The sequence below is a fragment of the Rhizobacter sp. genome (genome assembly GCF_032229685.1).
In the GTDB taxonomy this organism is placed as follows: domain Bacteria; phylum Pseudomonadota; class Gammaproteobacteria; order Burkholderiales; family Burkholderiaceae_C; genus LMDS01.
In genome coordinates, this window is the sequence record NZ_JAVTWP010000039.1 from 147,961 (window position 1) to 166,338 (window position 18,378).

Genomic DNA, 18,378 nt, shown 5'->3' on the forward strand with positions numbered 1-18,378 from the left:
CCCTCACCGTTCGAGGAGCCGCGTGTGAACAAGACCCGCAAACTGATCATCGTCGGTGACTCGGCTTTCGCCGAGATCGCGCACGAATACTTCGACGCCGATTCCGACTACACCGTGGTCGGGTTTTCGGTCGAAGCGGCCTACCTCAGGCGCAGCGAACTGCACGGCCTGCCGGTGGTGCCTTTCGAAACGCTGGAACAGCACTTCGCACCCGGCGAACACGAAGTCTTCGTCGCCACCACCTACACCCAGCTCAACCGCCTGCGCGCGCGGCTGTCGGCGCAGGCCAAGGCGCGGGGCTACAAGCTGGCCTCTTACGTGAGCTCGCGTGCCTTCGTGTGGCGCAACGTGACGCTGGGCGAACACTGCTTCATCTTCGAAGACAACACCGTGCAGCCCTTCGTGAGCATCGGCGACAACGTGGTGCTCTGGAGCGGCAACCACATCGGCCACCACTCGGTCGTGAAAGCACACTGTTTCATCGCGTCGCACGTGGTGATTTCGGGCTTCTGCACGGTGGGTGAATACAGCTTTCTCGGCGTGAATGCCACGCTGGCCAACAACGTGACCGTGGGCCGCGACAACTGGGTCGGCCCGAATGTGGTGTTGATGAAAGACACGCCCGACGGTTCGCTGTTCAAGACCGAGCAGCCCGAACCGGCCCGCGTGAGCGCCACGCGGTTCTTCAAGGTGGCGGCCTGACGATGCAGTGGCGCAAGCACGGCGTGGTGTGGCAGCCCGACGGCAGCCTGCCGTGGGCGCGCTCGCACGCCACCTGCCCCACGCCGCTGCGGCGCGCCGACGGCAGCCTGCGCGTCTACCTGCAAAGCCGTGACGAGAACAACGTCGGCCGCATCGGCTTTGTCGACCTCGACCCCGAAGACCCGCGGCGGGTGGTCGGCGTGGCAAAACGGCCGGTGCTCGACATCGGCGCGCCCGGCAGCTTCGACGACAACGGCGTCTTCCAGACCTCGGTGATCACGCTGCCCGACGGGCGCCTGTTCATGTACTACGTGGGCTTCGAGCTCTGCCACCACATCCGCTACCGGCTGCTCACCGGCCTGGCGGTCAGCGAAGACGGCGGCGACAGCTTCGTGCGCGCGAAGGCCACGCCGATTCTCGAACGGTCTTCGGCCGAGATGCACTTTCGCTGCGGGCCTTTCGTGCTGCACGACGGTGAAACCTTCCGCATGTGGTATGTGGCCGGCAGCGACTGGGAGACCATCGCCGGCAAGGCGATGCCGGTCTACGACATCCGCCACATCGAGTCGAAAGACGGCATCCACTGGCCCGACACCGGCCGACTGGTGCTGCCGGTGCAGGCGCAACAAGAACACGGCTTCGGTCGCCCGTGGGTGGTGCGCGATGGCGACGGCTACCGCATGCACTACTCGGTGCGGCGCCGCAGCCCGGCGCGTTACCGGCTGGGCCTGGCGCATTCGCGCGACGGCCTGGCCTGGCAACGCAGCGACGAACGCCTCGGCCTCGACGTGAGCCCCGGCGAATGGGACGGCGACTCGGTCGAATACGGCGCCGAGATCGAAGCCGGCGGCCGCACCTGGTTGCTCTACAACGGCGACGACTTCGGTGCCACCGGCTTCGGCGTGGCCGAGCAGTTGGCACCGTGATGCAGTTGCGTGCTTGTGCGCCGGCCGATGCCGAGCGCTGGGATGCCTTCTGCGCCGAAGCCCATGGCGCGACCTTTCTGCACACGCGGCGCTTTCTGTCGTACCACGGCGAGCGTTTCGTCGACCGTTCCCTGATCTTTCATGACGGCGAGCGCTGGCTCGGCGTGTTGCCGGCGGCGCAGAGCCCGTCGCGGCCCGAGCTCGTGGTCTCGCACCCCGGCATCACCTACGGCGGCGTGTTGCATCACGGCGCGCTGCGTGGCGAAGCCATGCTCGACGCGCTGAACGCGGCACGCGAGCACTACGCCGCGGCCGGCCACCACTCGCTGCTGTACAAGCCCGTGCCGCACATCTACCAGCGCGCGCCGGCGCAGGACGATCTCTACGCGCTGTTCCGCCTCGACGCGAAACGTGTGCGCTGCGACCTGTCGAGCTGCATCGACCTCGCGCACCCCTTGCCGGTGAGCGAGCGCCGCCGCCGCGCGCTGAAGAAGGCGCAGCGCGCCGGCCTGACGCTCGAAGCCGGCGCGCCTCTGGTCGCCGACCTGTGGCCGGTGCTCGAAGCCAACCTGGCCGAGCGCCACGACCAGAAACCGGTGCACTCGCTCGCAGAGATTCAGCTGCTGCTGGAGCGCTTTCCGCAGGCCATCCGGATCTGCGTGGCACGGCTCGAAAAGCAGGCCATTGCCGGCACTGTTCTGTTCATCGCCGGCGGGGTGTGCCACACACAATACATCGCATCGAATGCCCTCGGGCACGAAACCGGCGCGCTGGACTTCGTGTTCGATCGGCAGATTCAAGAGGCCCGCGACATGCGCGCCCGGTTTTTCGACTTCGGCATCAGCAACGAAGACGGTGGCCGCAGCCTGAACGAGGGCCTGCACCGCTTCAAGTCGGAATTCGGCGCCGGGGGCGTGGTGCACGAGTATTACGAGATCGATCTGAACCGCTGAGGCGGGTTGGAGTGAATGTGATGACGATTGCCGACTGCCGCATGCTCGACCTGCCGAAGATCCACGATCCGCGCGGCAACCTGACCTTCATCGAAGGCAACCAGCACGTGCCGTTCTCGATCGAGCGCGTCTACTACCTCTACGACGTGCCGGGCGGCTCCGACCGCGGCGGCCACGCGCACAAGGGCCTGCATCAGTTCATCGTGGCCATGTCGGGCAGCTTCGACGTGCTGCTCGACGACGGCAAGGACAAGAAGCGCGTGCACCTGAGCCGCTCTTACAACGGCCTGTACCTGTGCCCGATGATCTGGCGCGAGCTCGACAACTTCTCTTCCGGCTCGGTGTGCATGGTGCTGGCCTCGTCGCGCTACGACGAAGGCGACTACTACCGCGACTACCCCGAGTTCATGCGGGCGCGGTGGAGCCAGTGATCCCCTTTCTCGACCTGAAGCAGGTCAACGCGCCACACGAAACCGCCATCCGGCAAGCGATCGCCCGGGTCATTGCATCGGGCTGGTACGTGCTCGGCGAAGAGACCGAAGCTTTCGAGCGCGAGTTCGCCGCCTACTGCGGCGTGGCGCATTGCATCGGCGTGGCCAACGGGCTGGACGCGCTCACGCTCATTCTTCGCGGCTACGGCGTCGGCGCCGGCGACGAAGTGATCGTGCCTTCACACACCTTCATCGCCACCTGGCTCGCGGTGAGCCAGACAGGCGCGCAGCCCGTGCCGGTGGAACCCGACGCCGCCAGCTGCAACATCGACCCGGCGCGCATCGAAGCCGCCATCACGAAGAACACACGCGCGATCATCACCGTGCACCTGTACGGCCAGCCGGCCGACATGAACCCGATCCGCGAGATCGCGGAGCGCCACGGCCTGCGCGTGGTCGAAGACGCCGCGCAAGCACACGGCGCGCGTTACCAGGGCCGCCGCACCGGCAGCCTGGGCGACGCCGCCGGCTTCAGCTTCTACCCGGGCAAGAACCTCGGTGCGCTCGGCGACGGCGGCGCCATCACCACCGACGACGCCGCACTCGCCGCGCGCCTGCGCCAGCTGCGCAACTACGGCTCGAGCGTGAAGTACAAACACGACGTGCAGGGCGTGAACTCACGCCTCGACGAGATTCAGGCGGCGGTGCTGCGTGTCAAGCTCAAAGCGCTCGACGCCGAGAACGCCGCGCGGCGTGTGGTGGCAGAGACCTACCTCGCGCGCCTGCAAGGCCTGCCACTGACACTGCCCTCGGTGTTGCCCGGCAGCGAGCCGGTGTGGCACCTGATGGTCTTGCGCAGTGCGCAGCGCGCGCGCCTGCAGGCCGCGTTGACGTCATGCGGCATCGGCCACCTGGTTCATTACCCCACGGCTTGCCACCGCCAGGGGGCCTACGCTTCCGGAGCATGGCCTTCACTACCGATCGCCGAACGCCTGGCCGGCGAACTGCTCAGCGTGCCGATCGCGCCTTACCTGTCGGCGCACGACGTGGGTTCGGTGGCCGAAGCCTTGCGCGACTGCCTGCTGCAGGCCTGAGCCGTCACTCGGGTTCACACCGAGGCCATTCGGTCGATGACGGGTTCAGCCGTTCGTCGTGTCATGGAAGGCCGGCTTTGTCGGCTGCCCTGAACCCACCGGAGGCGAGATGGCCCGCTACCTGATTTCTTTCAACTACGGCACGATGAACGTCACCGACGAAGACCTGCCCGCCGTGGGGCAGGCCGCCCAGGCGGTGGTTCACGAAGCCAGGGCGGCCGGTGTGCTCGTCTTCGCGGGGGGTGTGGGCGACCCGCTGCAAACCAGCGTGGTCGCCCGCGACGGCACCACGACCGATGCACCGAACCCCGGCCGCGCCGAGTTCATCGGCGGCATGACGGTGGTCGAAGTGGCCAGCCGCGCCGAAGCCCTGGCCTGGGCCGCGAAGATCGCGGCCGCCTGCCGGTGCCCGCAAGAGGTTCGAGAGTTCCTGCCGCGGTCGCTTGCGCAGAACGATTGAAGGGCGCGATCGACGGACGGCCGAAGCGCAGGTCGACCGCCCGTGCCCGCAACGGTCACTGCCGCGCGATCACCAGGTGCGTGGCCAGCGGCGTGCTTTCGTGCCGCGTGCAAGCGTAGCCCAGCGCCGGCAGGTTCACGCCTTCGAACAGCCGCTCACCCGCGCCGAGCAGCACCGGCGACACCGCGATGTGCATCTCGTCGATCAGGCGCGTGCGCAGGTACTGCTGGATCACGCTCACGCCGCCACCCAGGCGCACGTCCTTGCCGTTCGCCGCCGCGCGGGCCTGCGCCAAAGCAGAGGCAATGCCATCGGTCACGAAGTGGAAGGTCGTTCCGCCTTCCATCACCAGCGGCGCACGCGGGTGGTGGGTGAGCACAAACACCGGCACGTGGTACACGGGGTTGTCGCCCCACCAACCGCGCCAGCTCTCGTCGGGCCAGGGCCCGCGCACCGGACCGAACATGTTCCTGCCGAGGATCCAGGCGCCCACGTTCTGAAATCCCCGCGCGGCAAAGTCTTCGTCCACGCCGTCGGCACCGCCGTCGTTGCCGAACACGTTCTTCTGGAACGTGCGTGTCGACATGGCCCAGCCATGCAGGGCGGTGCCGCCCACCCCGAGCGGGTTGTTGATGTCCTGGTCGGTGCCGGCACCGAAGCCGTCGAGCGAGATGGTGAAACTTTCAACGCGTAGCTTGGACATGGCGGTTCCTTGCAAGGTGAGTGCCGTTCAGGCAGGCGATGTCTTCGTCCGGCGGGGTGGCCGGCGTGAGGATCATCTTCATCGCAGGGCAAGCCCGGCGGCCACCGCCACGGCCGCGCAGAGCAACCATGCACCCACGCGCTTGAGCAAGGCGGCGTCGACGCTTTTCGGGTCGGCAGCCTCCGGGCGCCGAAAGCCCACGACGAAAGCGTGGGCCGGCAGCGCCACGACCAGCAGAAAGGCGATGACCAGCACCGTGCTGTCGCTGGCGATGCGAGACCAGAGAATCGGCATGACGGCGCCGGCGAACGCGCCTGCCAGTGCGGCGCTGAAAGGCGTGGGGGCCAGGTTCACGAGGTTTGCTCCGCAGCACTTGAAAGTGCAAAGCCCAGGAAAGCAGGGGTGGTAGGCGCGTTGGCGGTTCGGGCAGACGTTTCAACAGACATGGCGCCCCATTCTCGGTGCCCGAGGTTTTACCTGAGCGAGCCCGGCCAGGGAAGCGTTCGCCGTCAACGCACGGCCCAGCCACCGCTCACGGGGAACACCTGGCCGACAAAACAGTCGGCAGCACTGCTGCAGAGGTAGGCGGCGAACAGTGCATCCTCGCGTGCCGAAACAAGCCTGCCGAGCGGCACTTCGCGCGCCAGGCGTTCCTGGAAGCGTGGGTTCGCCTGAACCTCGGCAGGAAAGTAGGTCGGGTTGTCGACGAAGTTCTGCGCGATGGCGTTGACCTGCACGTTGTGCTGGGACAGCTCGACCCCCACGGCCTGCACGTAGGCGAGTTGAGCGCCACGTGCCGCGCTGTAGGTCGAAGCCCTTTTCATGCCGCGCAGAGCCGACGCGCTGCCGATGACCAGGATCTTGCCCGAGCGCCTGGCAAGCATCGCAGGCGCAGTGGCCGCCACCAGGCGGGGCAGGGGATCGACCAGCGCTGCGAACACCCGGCGCCACTCTTCTTCGCTGACCTCGGTGGCCGGTGTCGTGGGCGCGGTGCAGGCCAGGTTGGCGACCAGAACGTCGAACTCACCTGCGCTGCGAACCACCCGCTCGGCGGCACCGGGCTCCGAGAGCGCTTCAGTGCTGGCAATGACGGTGGCCCCTTGCTCGGCAAACAACCCGCACAGCACGGGCCCCATGAACTCACCCGATTGAGTGATGAGAACGCGCTTGCCGACGAGGGCGTTTTGCATGTGCTTTCCCGGTTGAGGATGCGCCGTGGTGGCCTGCTGCGCGCAGGGTCTGGGCTGCGCGGCCAACACTGGCGAGGTGTTTTGGCCGAGAGCAAGCATGATAGGCCTGCGCCCCTGTGCTGCCGGTCGGTTCGCCGCCGGGCTTGCCTGTGCCGGCAGGCTTGTTCTCGATGCAATGGTCAGGCGGCGAAGTGGACGAGCAGACTCATGGCGAGTCCTCGATCAGCACCAGCTTCATGCGGCCGGAAGCACCGCTCTTGATCGACACGGCAGCCTTGCGACACTTGAAGTGTTTTGCAACGAGCGCAATGAGTTCTGCGTTGGCCTTGCCGTCGACGGGTGGCGATTTGAGTTGAGCGAGCCAGGTGCCGTCTTCGTTCTGCGCCAGTTCACTCGCACGTGAACCGGGCTTGACCTTGATCTGGATGACTCGCTGCGGCATGGCCTCTGGTTCTACGCTTGCGCGATCCGGAAAGCGCCAGAACCCGTGAGAGAGCTGGCCGCTGCGCACGAGGCGCGAGCCAACGTCATGGCGCACCGGCAAGCGGTTTGAACATGTTGATGTTCGTGGGTTCGTAGCCGAGGCTCACGTACAGGCTGCGTGCCGACGCGTTGTGCCCGAAGACGTGAAGCGCCAAGCCGCCGAACCCGAGCCTGATGGCTTCTTGTTCGAGGGCTCGCATCGCCCGAGCGGCATGGCCATGGCGCCTGTGCTCGGGCCAGATGACCAGGTCGTAGATGTAGCCGACGGGGCCGGCCGGACGCTCGGCGCGCGCAAGCCAGATCGCCCCCACGGAATGTTCCGATTCAGACTCGATGGTGAACAGCCAGTGGCCCGCGGTCGCCAGGCCCTGCGGCAGAAGAGACGACAACTCCTTTTCTGCCTCGGCCAGTGCCCCCTGTTCTGGCCACCGCCCGGTGCGGACTTTGTCTGCCGCATACGCAGGTGTGGACTGAGCTCGCCAGTGCGTGAACTCGCCGCTGGTCATTGGACGGATGCGTGTCATGGGCCTGCCTCGTAACGCCTGAGCTTCGAGCCTATCAGGCGGAACTTCGCAACTCGGCCAGAGCCTTGAGCCTGGCCAGTGTGACCGGAAGCCCCGAGTGCAACTGCCTGGCGAGCATTCTGCCCAGAAGCATCGTCAGCGGCCCGGACAAGGTGACCCTGTGGATGACCTCGGTGAGCCCTCGCGCAGGCACGAGTTCGTGCTCGAACACCATGCGAAAAAGCGGGATCTGCGACTCGACGGTGAAGCACTTGTCTCGGGCAACCAGTGTCAGGACCATGGGCAACGGGTTGCCCTTGGTCGGCGTGAGCCGGCCGCGGCTTCCCACCTCGAAAGGCCCATCGAGGGTGGCGGCCTTGGTGTCAGGGTCCCAGGTGTGCCAGTTCCGGACGTCTTCGTAGATGCGGAAGATGACGTCAGGGGTGGCAGAAACCTTGATGCGGTGTTCGATCTGCATGAGCGAAGAAGAGTGTGAAGACAAGCGGTTCAACGCACTCCTGGGGCGAGAGCGGACAGAAGGCGTGTACACCTCGATGTTTCATTTGAGGGGACCACGTCTGGGTGAAGCACTGGGTCAAAGGCCGCGCCGCTCGCGGGAACGCGAAGGAACTTCACACCGTTGGGCGACCATGCGCCCAACTTGGCGGTGTTCTCGACCAGCAGTCACCGGCGATTCCGGGGGTGTTCGCCGGCAAGCCTTTCGTTTCCGTGCTTGTAGTTCCCGGTGATGCGTGCCATGAGTTGCTGAGCTGGCGCGCCGGATTCAGCCGCAGCTTCCTGCTTGAAGTCTTCAGCATCTGCGCCACGAAGCGTCGAGGCCAGCCGACCGCGATGGAATATCTGAACGTCCCCGCTCTTTCGGACGCGGTAGGTGAAGCCCATGTCTTGAGGTTCGTCGGTATCCATGGTGAGCCCACTCGTTGAAAGGGTCGGGCGCCCGTCTGCCCCGCCTGCTCCGGGCCGGCTACTCGGAAGCCAGCTTGCCCTTCACGTGGCGCGAAAAATTGTCCAGAATGGCTTGCCAGCCCGTGCGTTGCTGGTCTTCCGGATGTGTCGTCTCGGCATCGAATTCGACCTTCACGATCACCCCCTGAGGGCTGTCGGTGAACTCGACCACGGCCCGTCGATCGCCGAAGGCGTATTCGATCAGCTGATGCGGAACGACCTTGGTGTACTCACCTTCGAAGTCGAACCCGAACGAGCCGTCCTTCGCTTCCATGCGCGACGAGAACTTGCCGCCAGGCCGAAGATCGACCGAGGCGGCAGTGGTGTGCCAATCCGGAGACGCTGCATTCCAGCGCTTGATGTCTGCAGGCGTGGTGTACGCGCTCCACACCTCATGCATCGGGGCAACGACGACTGTTGAAACGATGATCTTCATGCGAACTCCTTGTCGTGGCTCAAATTGAAGGGTCGGGTGCCCCGCTTCATTTTGCCGGCACGGCACCAGCCGCTGGCCAGTCGGTGCTGCCGATGCGGCGGAGCGTCATTTCGAATGTTTTCACCGGAGCTTGGCCGTCGACCAGGCGTTCCCCTGTCTCGACCCAGACCTCGTCTTTCACCGTCGCTGTGTACCGCAATGTGGCGGGCCCCGCTTTGACAGACCACGTGAAGCCATCGGGTCGCACTTCCAGCGGAAAGTCTCCCGAGTAGCCCTGAGCGTGCGAGTGAAAGTTGTACTTGCTGGTTTGCGGAGAGAAGGAGATGACGGCGAAGGCATTGAACGGACTGCTTCCATCCGGCGCATAGCCACGGCCTTCGATCACCTTGACCGTTTCACCCAGGAAGCTGCCGACTCTTTCAGTTTGAGTGATGAAAATCTCCTTGCCGTCGGGCAGGATGACCCTGGCGGGGCCACGCCACGTGCCGTCAAAGATTTTCAGCGCTTGCATCGATTGCCGCTGCGCGGAAAGCAGCTGAACCGAGTCGGGAGCACCCGCTGCGAAGGTGAGCGATGAGGTGGCTGAAAAAGCGCACCAGACCGCGATGGCCATGTGAACACGATGATGACGCATGAGGCTTCCTGTTCGAACGGGTGGTGAAATGACGATACATGACAAGGCATCCACACGGCCGGGCCAGGCCTCATGTTCGATCCCGCGCTACTTTTGCTTCATCACGCGGACACTCGCTTTCACGAGCTTCTTGATCAAGGACTTCGGCATCGGCCCATGCATGGGAAAGCTGACGATGGCCTTTGTCGTGGCGTAGGCCGAAACTTCTTCCGCGTGGTCTTCCAGCACAGGCGGGCGAACGTGCAGACGCACGTGAGGTGCCTTGAAGCTGAACCAGGCGAACATGCCGCTGTAGTCATAACCTTCGTAGCTGTAGCCGGGCATCTGGAAGTAGCTGACCGTTTCGACGGCGCCAGGCGCAGCCTGCTGCACGGCGACCCGCACTTCCGCCAGGCGACCCCGTATCTCTTCGGGGCACCGTTCTATGTACTCGGAAACGCCACCGGGCTCGATGGGTTTGCCCTTGGGTTTTGTCTCTCGGCTCATGGTTCGTCTTCCGTCAGGTCAGGCCAGAGGGCGAGGGGTGACAACGCCAGCTTGTCGAACGCGAACTCTGCGCCCGGATCGTGATGCATCGATGGCCATGCACTCAGCGCTGCCGCTCGCGCAACCACGCTCGGGCCTCGGCCAGCGTCGGGAAGATGCGATACGGGGCACTGGTGAAGGCGTAGCTCTTGAAGTCCTGGATCGCGGCCACGATGTCTGGGCGGAAGGCCACCGCTGCGATGGCGATGTTCGGGTTGGTCACGAGCGGTGCGATGTGAAGGGCCGCGATCTCTGCCGTGGCCGCACTGGTCACCTCGTAGGCCTCGGCGGCCAGGTAGTTGGTGAGCGCGTAGCGAATGTCGTCGAAGCGCCGGTCACCGCAGATGAGCTCGAGAGAATCACGGCGCTCGGTCACTGTGACGTCGCCGAAGTACTCGCGGTAGACACCGGAAGGCTCCCAGGTGAGTCTGTAGGGCATGGTCAAGGCGCGCAACTCGGGGTGCCCATTGTGCCCGCTGCTGCGTGCCCCGGCCTGCCGGGGCGGCCAGCCCGATGCAAGGTCTAGGCGTCGCCGACGATGGCGCCATGCGCCTGAAGCTCGGTCAGCAGCGCCTTGAAATCCTGCTTCTCGTCGTCGAAGCAGATGGTCTTCATGCCCAGTGCCGCCGGAGCAGCCAGGTTGTCTCTGTTGTTGTCGATGAAGATGCATTCTTCCGGCTTCAAACGCAGGCGTCGTAAAGCAAAGAGAAACATCTCGGGATCGTCTTTGCTGAGCCCGAGCTCGGATGAAACCACGATCGGATCGAACAGACTCGGCAAGTCATGAAGGCGCTTCAGAGTGTCGAGCCGGTCTTTCTTGTTGTCCGTGACGATGCCAACGGCGTAGCGCGGCCGCAGAGCTCTTGCCGTGTTCATCATTCGTTCGCTGAGTGGCGTGCTCTTGAACGCCTCTTCGAGCAGGCCCAGGGGAACCGTCTGGCCAAGAAGCAGGCAAAGTTCTTCCCAGACCTCGGCATGCGTGGTTCTTCCGAGAGTCAAGTCATGGTTGAACACACGCAATGCAGACTGAACCCTTTGCAGGTCGATGCCTGTGCGCTGGCTCAAGTAGCGCGCGGTCGTGAGCGAGCCCGTCTTGTCTGTCGTCAGGACGCCGTCGAAATCGAACAGGACAGCTCGTATGGCCAAGGTTTGTGCTCTGCAATGCCCCGTGTTCGACGCAAGGGTCAGGCCGCACTCCTCGACCCCTCAAACCACTGCAGCCCGACAATGCCCGCGACGACCAGCGCAATGCAGAACAGGCGAGCAGGCGCCGCGGGCTCACCGTAGACCAGTAGCCCCAATGCCGCTGTACCGACCGCGCCGACGCCACCCCAAACTGAGTAGGCGGTTCCGATCGGAATGACCGCAAGCGTGAGGCTCATCAAATACTCACTCAGGCCACCCGACACCACGGCCAGCGTGGCAGGAACGAGCCGAGTGAAACCGTTGGAAGCTTGGATCGCTGCTGCGAAAGCGATCTCTAACAGGCCAGACAAGAGGATAAGAGCCCACGCGGCCTTCGTGCTCGATGCGTCCAACATGGCTGCAGGTTCTCGTTGATGATGCTGCAGTCTGCCAGAAGCAGCGATTGCGCCTATGCCTTGCAGACGCCGAAGCGAGACTGTGCCGCTCGTGCGGCCCGACGTTCGAGCCAAACGGGCGACGACGGTCAGGCGCCGAGCCCGAAAACGACGACCTAGGCCTTCTCGTTGAGCTTCTCTCTGCGTTGGAGCGCGGCCAGTACCCCTTCGCGAATCCTCCGTTCGCGCGTTTGCGGCTTTGCCGCTTCGTCGAGCCGCCGGATGATGAAGTTCTGCTTGCCGGGTGGTAGCGACTGAAACGCTTGCGCGAGACCCTCGGCGCGCAGTGCGCGGAGCAGATCATCCGGAATGTCCACGGCATTGCGGTCAAGGACCGTCAACCGCATCCGAATGCTGTCGCCCGTCCTGGTGCTCGTTTCCTTGCGAACCCTGGCCTTGATCCGAATGTAGTGCTGGCCACCGCCGACGGGGAAGAGACTCACCTCGAACGGCTCGGACTCGTTGACGCGGGCCATGACGAGCACCGGCCCCTTCGTTCCTAGCGCCTCCGTGATCTCGGCGGGCACGGGAATGGCGCAGTAGTCCATGCCTTCGGCCCAGTCTTCCAGGACCGCATGGAACGCGAACTGCTTTCCGACGTGGGGGGAGTGCTTCATGGATTCTGAATCTGTGTCACGCGCAATCTGCGGCCGAGCGGGCAAAAGTGTGGCGCCGGTGCCGGCTGAGCGAGGGGTCAGGCCTCGCCAAGCCACCTTGTGCCGGACGGTGTTTCGATTTCAGCGACCAAACTGCACTGGGTGCCCGACATCAACAAAACGCAGGGGTGAGGCTCGAGCCCGATGCGCTTGAAGACTGCCAGAACTTGACCCGGAGTTGGATGGCGTATCAGCAGCCTCTTGAAACGAAGATCGGTTGGGGGAAGAGCGGCCACCGGGTTTGCACCAGACGCGCGTTGGATCAGCAGAGGCGCCGCACCATCAAAGGGGGCGGCGCCGTCGGCCCGCACCGCCATGAGCCAGGTATGCGTTTCGCGACGCATGGTCTCAACTTCGCCAAGCTCGGGCACGAGATCCCCCGCAATATCTGCGGTGCTGGCGACCCATGCTCCCAGCCGTGGAGTCGAAGCCGGCGATATCTGGTCCAGACCGAACCATCGCGGCCGCGTCGGCGGAGCCGTTGCCGGATCGGCCGCGATGACTTCCAAGTACACCTCGGAGCCCAGCGCCAAGAGCAGGTTGTGGGTGGCCATGCTCGGGTGTGTTCTTCCCGGCCGCGGTTTCACTCCAAGCGCTGCTTCCACATACGCTGAGCCGACTTCGAGCGTTGGCGCGACGACTGAGATGTGATCGAGGCGAGCCACGGTGTTTCTGTGTGGGGCCTAGCGCAGAGTCAACCGGGCGACGACGGGAAGCCAGCCGTTGGCGCTCCGGTTGAACGACCCGTTAGGCGGCATCTGGCTGTTTGGCGCGGAGATCGACGAGCCATTCACCTGCGGCTCGGGCCTCTTGTTCATGCTCGTCGTCGCGCCATACCTCCTGCAAGGCAGCGTGGTACCAGTCGGCCATGTGAGGCAGCGAGAGCAATCGATCAACGTATGCGCTCGCCTCTGGCGAGATGCTCGGCGAGTAGGTCTGGGCCCGGAAGGCCAACGGGGCGAAGAACGCATCGACCGCCGTGAAGCTCGGCCCACTGAGGAAGGGGCCTCCGAAGGAGCTCAAGCCTTGTCGCCAGAGTTCATCGGCCCTCGACCACTCGCGTTCAAGCGCTGGGGTCACCTGCTTCAACCGAACCCGCAATCCGCAGTTCATGGTGCAGATGTTCCGGATGTTCGAGAAGCCTGAGTGCATCTCGGCTGAAGCCGACCGCGCCCATGCCCTGGCCCGTGGGGTCTGAGGCCAAGCCAGAGGATCCACCTCTGCGATGTATTCAACGATCGAAAGCGAGTCCCAGACGATCAAGTCGTCGTGCACCAGGCACGGCACCCGGCCCGACGGCGAGAACGTTCTGAAGCCGCCCGGGTCGGCAATCGATCCGAATGGCACAAGCCGCTCATTGAATGGGATCTGTAGTTGCTTGAGCAAAAGCCAAGGCCGCAGCGACCACGACGAGTAGTTCTTGTTGGCGATGTAGAGGGTCAGCAACGGGCTTGTCCTTCATGCCGAGCAACCTTTGACATGAGCGGCTCGCGGAGACGGCTGCGCCTGGCCCGGAATGAAATGAAGGCCAAGTCTGGCGTGCCGGTGGGGGCCGGTCCGACCGAAGGGTCAGCACGCATTTTTTGCCCGCCCCAAGGAAGGGCTTGAGCGCGAACGCCGCTTGCCGGGAGCAACTTTCTCGGCCTTGAACGCGTAGGCTTGCTCGATGAGGCGCAGCACCGTTGCCTTTCGTGCCAGTGGCAGCTTTGCACGCACGCCGAGCACCTTGCTTCCCCAGTGCACCGGCTCCAGGAACTCCGGATTCATGGCCAGTGCGAGTTCCCGTTGTTCTTCTGGCAGGAAGATGTGAAGCAACTCGCCGCTTGGAGGAATGGTGACGAAGATCTTGCCGCGCACGCGGAACGAGCCGAAATTGTGATGCGGCTCCTCTGTTGTGTCCGGGAGCGCCAAGGCGAACTTGCGGGTGTCTTCGAGCTTCACGGCCATGGTGGTCCCCTCCTCGACGGCGAGTTGTGCGGCCTGACCTTTGACATGAGACCCTCGATCCGGCTTGCCGGCGCGAGCCCTCTCTATGGAAGAGTTGGGCGTGACGTGGGCGAGTCCGCTCGATAGAAGGGTTAGGCCGCAACACGCGAATGCGCGCGAATGTACCACCCGCACACAAGGGCCCAACCGAGCACCGAGGCCTCAATGGCACGCTGACTGAGGCCAACGTACGGCGAAGATGCTGACAGGGAAAGAAGACCAAACAGCGAGAGCGCCGAAGCAGCGAAGCCCATGGCCGGAAGTGGTGCGGACGCTGGCCAAGAACGAGAGCAATGGGCCAGAGCAAAGAGGAAGCCGGGAGCCAGGAGATAGCCAAGGCCGCCCACGAGGTTGTGGATTCTTTGCGAAACACTGGGGAGCTCCGGTCGACAGCCTGGATCGCACGGAAAGAAGGCTGCCGCTACATAGCCGAGTGCGTAGATGGCCAGCGCGAAAAGCGATGAGGTTGCAAGACTGGACTTCGGAAGACTCTTGTAGGCGAGACAGCTGAAGGCCAGGAGCGAGATGCCCGCCGGCAAGAAGCCTGCAAAACGCACGGGGAATTCGTATCTTGCCTGCGATGCCCCGAGCTCACTGATGAATTGAGAGAGATGACTGTAGCCCGGAGTCGCGATGGCTGCGAGCACCGTGACCAGCAAGATGCAAAGCGCAGAGACAAGGGCGGAAGCGAAGACAACTTGGCGAGGCATATTCGATGACTTTGGGGCCTAACGTTGCACATGAGGGGCGGCCCAAGGCGATAGCCCTTGGACGCCCACCTCGATGGAAGGCTTGGGCGCCAACCAGTCTGGCTGTGCGCCCGCCATCGCACTCATGCCATGACCTCGACCACCTTGGCCAAAAGTGCCGCGGCTTCGGGCGGAACCGACTCGACAGGCACGTGAAGACGGGTTTGCTCGCGGAGCCTACCAAGTGAGACTTGGGCGCTGCCGAGAACTGGCAACGAGTCTTTGTGCAGATCAAAGTGCGTCTCATGGGCCACAGTCGTTCCGTGAGCCCACTTGATGACACACGCCTGCTTGCCTCTGCCGTCGGTTGTGCAGATGGCGGCCCCGCTCGAAGACAGACCGAGAACGCTTGCTTCACCGGCGCTCGACCTGGCAAGCAACACAAACTCAGCTCCGCCGAATTCGCGCTTGATGAGGCGCTGGACGCGCCTTCCGCGAATGCTGGACATGCGATCTGTGTACTCGCTCGCGAACGAGGACAAGGAGTCTGGGTTGATGGGCATGCTCCGAACTCGCGTACTTGGCGCCTGACGTTTGACATGAGCGAGTCCGCTCGATGGAAGGGTTAGGCGCTTGCCTTGTAGATGAATGCTTTTGGTGTTTGTTGATTCAATGTGCCAACTCAGTCCTTCTTGGACTTTGCGCCAGACAGTGCGACGAGCCGGCCCAGCAAGACAGCAGGAAGGATGCCGAGAAGCACGATGAACCACGAAACTGCTCACGTGTAGCTCATGTGCGCCTAACGTGTTGCAGACGACGCGCTTGCCCACTCCGCCGCCGTCATCTTTGGAGGTGAATGCCGACGCGAGGATTGGCAAGTCGTCGAATTCATGGCGTGGCACAACCCCCTGATCCAATCGCGACCAACCGGCAAATGCCGCCCCCGTCAATGTAACCGGGCGCTCGTCGAACCGTCACGCAACCGTCGGTCGCGCTGTCGCGTGCCCCGTCAGGCGGTCATCAACTCGCCCACTGGCGCCACGTCGCTCCGCGAGTCGCTGTCGCTCGACAGCATGCGTGCCCACCAGGCGCCGAAGTGCTCGTCGAACGACGCCAGATTGCGCGCATGCGCGATCGCGATGCCGAAGAACTCGCTCAGCGCCACGTCGCTGGCGAAGTGGTTCATGCACTGGCCCACGCTTTTTGCGAGCGACGCCTGCGTCTGCTCGGCGCTCAGGTGGCCGCCGCGCCAGCCGGCCAGGGCCAGCGCCACCCAGGCGAGGTAGCCGCACTTCAGCGCGAACGACTGGCGCTGGTGCGTGGTCTGCTGCGGGTGGCTGCGAAAGCCGCCGAGGTGGTCGCGAATGAACACGACCGGCGCGTGGGTCGACACGTCGAGCAGCACGCCGATGTCGGCCAGGCCGTAGTACGACAGGCCGTTCATCTGCGAGCCGCGCAGCCGCCGCACCGCGTCTTGCGACAGCACCATGTTCGAGAACTCGCCGAGCCAGTTCTGGCAGTGCAGGGCGGTCGTGGCAAACAGCGCTGGCGCGTCCAGGTACACCAGGCGTTCGGGCACGTCGTCGAAGAAGCTCGGCAGCGGCAGCATGGCGCCCGGCCTGCCGTCGGCGGCCGTGAGCCAGCGTTGGCTCACCGAAGCGCCCGGCGCGCCGCGCGTGTGGGCCAGTGCGTGCTGGCGGTAGAAGTCAGGGTAGACGATGTCGTCGTCCATCAGCACGTGCACGAGCGGCGCCTGCGCCGCCCAGCCGTCGATCAGGTGGTGGATGTTCTTCAGCGAGCCCTGGCGCGGGCCCGGCACCACCAGCAGGTCGATTGATGAGATCAGGCTGTCGAGCGCGCCGCTGCGGATGAGCGCGGTGACCGCGCCGCCGGGGCTGTCGTCGGAGAGCACGACGCGAAAGTCCTTGAAGCTCTGGCTGCGCAGGCCGAGAAACAGCTCGGCCAGGTAGTCGGGCTTGTAGGCGGGGATGAGCGTGATCATCGGTGTCATGCGGCCTGGCTCCGGTGGGTTTGCAGAAACCGTTCGTCGATGGTTCCGCACAGGGTGGCGATGGGCCCGAAGCCCGGGTGCTTGGCGGCCAGCCGGTGAGCCGACGCGTGGAACGCCGCCGGCAACTGGTGGTCGTTGCTCGAGTTGTGGAACAGCGGCAGCCGCACGATGCGCGGAAAGACCTTGTGCGTGCAGATCGCCTCGATGCACAGGTCGGTGGCCCACAGGTGCCAGCCGAGCGCAGGGTCGATGCGGTGCACCGTGTCGCGCGCGAGCACGATCGCCAGCTCGTCGATCGAGACGGCCGCTTCCGAAGCCGGGTGGTCGAAGCGGTGGCGGCGGTCGATCACGAAGCCCGCTGGTTCGTAGCCTTGGCGCGCCGCGTTCACGCCCATGCCGGCAAAGCCGATCAGCGTGCGCGGCCGCTCTTCGGCCGAAATGCCGGCGAGCAGTTCGTTCAGGCGCTGGCCGAAGCCGGCGGGAAAGTACACGTCCTGGTGGCACAGCAGCACCCAGTCGGTGTTCAGGTGCTGCAGCGAGGCTTCCAGTGCTTCGGCCGGGCTGGCCGCGCGGCGGTAAGAGACGATGCGGGCGTCGACCTCGCGCAGCCCCGGCGAATGTTCGACGTTCAGGCGCAGCTGGGTCTCGCGCGTGGTCGGCACCACGACTGAAAAGCGGGCGGGTTCGGGCGTGGCGGCCGCAGGCTCGAAGATGCACGGCTCGAAACTGCGTTGGGCCTGCACGATCAGCCGCCCTGTGCCGAGCTGGCGGCGCGCCGTGGCGGCCGGCACACCGACCGATTGCGCCAGCGCCACGGCCGCTTCGGTGAAGGCCGGGTTCGCCGGTGGCGCCGCGGTTTCGGCGGCCTGCGTGGGTGACCAGCCGGTGTCGAGCAGCAGCTTGTAGAGCGAGGCGGGCGACTCGTAACGCAGTTGCGGGCTGGCGAGCGGCCCGTCGGGGGCGTCGGTCAGGTCGGCTTCGACCCAGCGTTGCAGCATCGCGAACTGCGCCTGGTTCTCGATCTCTGCGAAGAGTTGGCCCCCGGGCGCGCAACGTGCATGCAGGCCCAGCAGCAAGGCTGGCGGGTCGCCTTGGGCGAGCCAGCCATCACCGAGCACGATCAGGTCGAACCGGCCGCTCGCGTCTTGCGCGTCGCGCGTGTCGTGTGCGTCGTGCCACTGGCACCCCGGGTGCCTGCCGGCGTAGGCGCGTGCGAGGGCAGAGCCGTCGGCACCCACGTGCAGCACCCGTTCGGCCGCCGGCAAGGCTTTCAGCAGCGCCGTGTGGTCGGCGTGCACGCGGGCCGGTGCTGCCGCAGCGCTGCCGATCACCACGAGGGCAGGGCGCACGGGCCGGGCGGCGGGCAGCGGTGTGTTCATGCCCGGATCATCGGTGCGGCACCTCTCATGCGAAGCGCGGAGGAAACGCGCCTTCCCGCCCCATTTCGCCC

General features: G+C 64.9%; 27 protein-coding genes. 6 read left to right on the forward strand and 21 right to left on the reverse strand.

The genetic code is table 11. From position 1 onward, the window contains the following. Positions 1-24 precede the first annotated feature (24 nt). The 6 genes from AC30PD_RS17755 to AC30PD_RS17780 all read left to right on the forward strand — a co-directional run bounded on the left by AC30PD_RS17755 (position 25) and on the right by AC30PD_RS17780 (position 4,566). The gene (locus tag AC30PD_RS17755) at positions 25-702 is read left to right on the forward strand and encodes an acetyltransferase (RefSeq protein WP_489536996.1); all 678 of its coding nucleotides are present in this window, start codon (positions 25-27) and stop codon (positions 700-702) included. A 2-nt stretch (positions 703-704) separates the two neighbouring features. Further along, positions 705-1,628 carry a glycoside hydrolase family protein gene (locus tag AC30PD_RS17760; RefSeq protein WP_489536997.1) on the forward strand — a complete coding sequence of 308 codons (924 nt, stop codon included), beginning with the start codon at positions 705-707 and terminating at the stop codon, positions 1,626-1,628. Then, the gene (locus tag AC30PD_RS17765; RefSeq protein WP_489536998.1) at positions 1,628-2,581 is read left to right on the forward strand and encodes a GNAT family N-acetyltransferase; all 954 of its coding nucleotides are present in this window, start codon (positions 1,628-1,630) and stop codon (positions 2,579-2,581) included. Before AC30PD_RS17760 ends, AC30PD_RS17765 begins: the two co-directional genes overlap by 1 nt. Positions 2,582-2,601: 20 nt before the next feature. Next, a complete protein-coding gene (locus AC30PD_RS17770) occupies positions 2,602-3,012 on the forward strand; it encodes a sugar 3,4-ketoisomerase (RefSeq protein ID WP_489536999.1) in 411 nt (136 codons plus the stop codon). Continuing rightward, complete coding sequence (locus AC30PD_RS17775) at positions 3,009-4,106, forward strand: DegT/DnrJ/EryC1/StrS family aminotransferase (protein ID WP_489537056.1); 1,098 nt, start codon at positions 3,009-3,011, stop codon at positions 4,104-4,106. The genes AC30PD_RS17770 and AC30PD_RS17775 overlap by 4 nt, the downstream gene beginning before the upstream one ends. Positions 4,107-4,215: 109 nt before the next feature. After that, positions 4,216-4,566, forward strand: coding sequence for a YciI family protein (locus AC30PD_RS17780; RefSeq protein ID WP_489537000.1), 351 nt, complete (start codon positions 4,216-4,218; stop codon positions 4,564-4,566). Between the two features lie 55 nt (positions 4,567-4,621). On the opposite strand, the gene AC30PD_RS17785 is transcribed toward AC30PD_RS17780, so the two are convergent. The 21 genes from AC30PD_RS17785 to AC30PD_RS17885 all read right to left on the reverse strand — a co-directional run bounded on the left by AC30PD_RS17785 (position 4,622) and on the right by AC30PD_RS17885 (position 18,307). Next, positions 4,622-5,269, reverse strand: coding sequence for a dihydrofolate reductase family protein (locus AC30PD_RS17785; protein ID WP_489537001.1), 648 nt, complete (start codon positions 5,267-5,269; stop codon positions 4,622-4,624). A gap of 78 nt (positions 5,270-5,347) precedes the next feature. Further along, entirely contained in the window at positions 5,348-5,623 is a 276-nt protein-coding gene (locus tag AC30PD_RS17790) for a hypothetical protein (RefSeq protein WP_489537002.1), read from the reverse strand. Positions 5,624-5,778: 155 nt separating this feature from the next. After that, positions 5,779-6,459 carry an SDR family oxidoreductase gene (locus AC30PD_RS17795; protein ID WP_489537003.1) on the reverse strand — a complete coding sequence of 227 codons (681 nt, stop codon included), beginning with the start codon at positions 6,457-6,459 and terminating at the stop codon, positions 5,779-5,781. A gap of 205 nt (positions 6,460-6,664) precedes the next feature. Further along, positions 6,665-6,901 carry a DUF167 domain-containing protein gene (locus AC30PD_RS17800; RefSeq protein WP_489537004.1) on the reverse strand — a complete coding sequence of 79 codons (237 nt, stop codon included), beginning with the start codon at positions 6,899-6,901 and terminating at the stop codon, positions 6,665-6,667. A gap of 85 nt (positions 6,902-6,986) precedes the next feature. Continuing rightward, the gene (locus tag AC30PD_RS17805) at positions 6,987-7,448 is read right to left on the reverse strand and encodes a GNAT family N-acetyltransferase (protein ID WP_489537005.1); all 462 of its coding nucleotides are present in this window, start codon (positions 7,446-7,448) and stop codon (positions 6,987-6,989) included. Positions 7,449-7,500: 52 nt separating this feature from the next. Next, complete coding sequence (locus AC30PD_RS17810) at positions 7,501-7,923, reverse strand: SRPBCC family protein (protein WP_489537006.1); 423 nt, start codon at positions 7,921-7,923, stop codon at positions 7,501-7,503. A 206-nt stretch (positions 7,924-8,129) separates the two neighbouring features. Next, a complete protein-coding gene (locus AC30PD_RS17815; protein ID WP_489537007.1) occupies positions 8,130-8,372 on the reverse strand; it encodes a hypothetical protein in 243 nt (80 codons plus the stop codon). Positions 8,373-8,430: 58 nt separating this feature from the next. Then, a complete protein-coding gene (locus AC30PD_RS17820; protein WP_489537008.1) occupies positions 8,431-8,847 on the reverse strand; it encodes an SRPBCC family protein in 417 nt (138 codons plus the stop codon). Positions 8,848-8,893: 46 nt separating this feature from the next. Continuing rightward, on the reverse strand, positions 8,894-9,460 hold the full coding sequence (locus AC30PD_RS17825) for a DUF1579 domain-containing protein (RefSeq protein WP_489537009.1): 567 nt from the start codon (positions 9,458-9,460) through the stop codon (positions 8,894-8,896). 108 nt (positions 9,461-9,568) lie between these two features. Further along, the gene (locus tag AC30PD_RS17830; protein WP_489537010.1) at positions 9,569-9,967 is read right to left on the reverse strand and encodes an iron chaperone; all 399 of its coding nucleotides are present in this window, start codon (positions 9,965-9,967) and stop codon (positions 9,569-9,571) included. A gap of 103 nt (positions 9,968-10,070) precedes the next feature. Further along, positions 10,071-10,445 (reverse strand): hypothetical protein, encoded by a 375-nt coding sequence (locus tag AC30PD_RS17835; protein WP_489537011.1) that lies wholly within the window; start codon positions 10,443-10,445, stop codon positions 10,071-10,073. Positions 10,446-10,528: 83 nt separating this feature from the next. Further along, positions 10,529-11,152 (reverse strand): HAD family hydrolase, encoded by a 624-nt coding sequence (locus tag AC30PD_RS17840; RefSeq protein ID WP_489537012.1) that lies wholly within the window; start codon positions 11,150-11,152, stop codon positions 10,529-10,531. Positions 11,153-11,190: 38 nt separating this feature from the next. Continuing rightward, a complete protein-coding gene (locus tag AC30PD_RS17845) occupies positions 11,191-11,547 on the reverse strand; it encodes a DMT family transporter (protein WP_489537013.1) in 357 nt (118 codons plus the stop codon). Between the two features lie 155 nt (positions 11,548-11,702). Further along, positions 11,703-12,203: a YdeI/OmpD-associated family protein gene (locus AC30PD_RS17850; RefSeq protein WP_489537014.1), complete on the reverse strand. Its 501-nt coding sequence runs from the start codon at positions 12,201-12,203 to the stop codon at positions 11,703-11,705. 77 nt (positions 12,204-12,280) lie between these two features. After that, complete coding sequence (locus AC30PD_RS17855) at positions 12,281-12,907, reverse strand: VOC family protein (RefSeq protein ID WP_489537015.1); 627 nt, start codon at positions 12,905-12,907, stop codon at positions 12,281-12,283. Between the two features lie 82 nt (positions 12,908-12,989). After that, positions 12,990-13,688 (reverse strand): glutathione S-transferase family protein, encoded by a 699-nt coding sequence (locus AC30PD_RS17860; RefSeq protein WP_489537016.1) that lies wholly within the window; start codon positions 13,686-13,688, stop codon positions 12,990-12,992. Between the two features lie 123 nt (positions 13,689-13,811). Continuing rightward, positions 13,812-14,189 (reverse strand): MmcQ/YjbR family DNA-binding protein, encoded by a 378-nt coding sequence (locus tag AC30PD_RS17865; RefSeq protein ID WP_489537017.1) that lies wholly within the window; start codon positions 14,187-14,189, stop codon positions 13,812-13,814. A gap of 131 nt (positions 14,190-14,320) precedes the next feature. Further along, positions 14,321-14,938, reverse strand: a complete 618-nt coding sequence (locus tag AC30PD_RS17870) for a DUF998 domain-containing protein (protein WP_489537018.1) — start codon at positions 14,936-14,938, stop codon at positions 14,321-14,323. 122 nt (positions 14,939-15,060) lie between these two features. Next, a complete protein-coding gene (locus AC30PD_RS17875) occupies positions 15,061-15,426 on the reverse strand; it encodes a hypothetical protein (RefSeq protein WP_489537019.1) in 366 nt (121 codons plus the stop codon). A 500-nt stretch (positions 15,427-15,926) separates the two neighbouring features. Next, positions 15,927-16,928: a hypothetical protein gene (locus AC30PD_RS17880; RefSeq protein ID WP_489537020.1), complete on the reverse strand. Its 1,002-nt coding sequence runs from the start codon at positions 16,926-16,928 to the stop codon at positions 15,927-15,929. After that, complete coding sequence (locus AC30PD_RS17885) at positions 16,925-18,307, reverse strand: class I SAM-dependent methyltransferase (RefSeq protein ID WP_489537021.1); 1,383 nt, start codon at positions 18,305-18,307, stop codon at positions 16,925-16,927. The genes AC30PD_RS17880 and AC30PD_RS17885 overlap by 4 nt, the downstream gene beginning before the upstream one ends. Between the last annotated feature and the right edge of the window lie 71 nt (positions 18,308-18,378).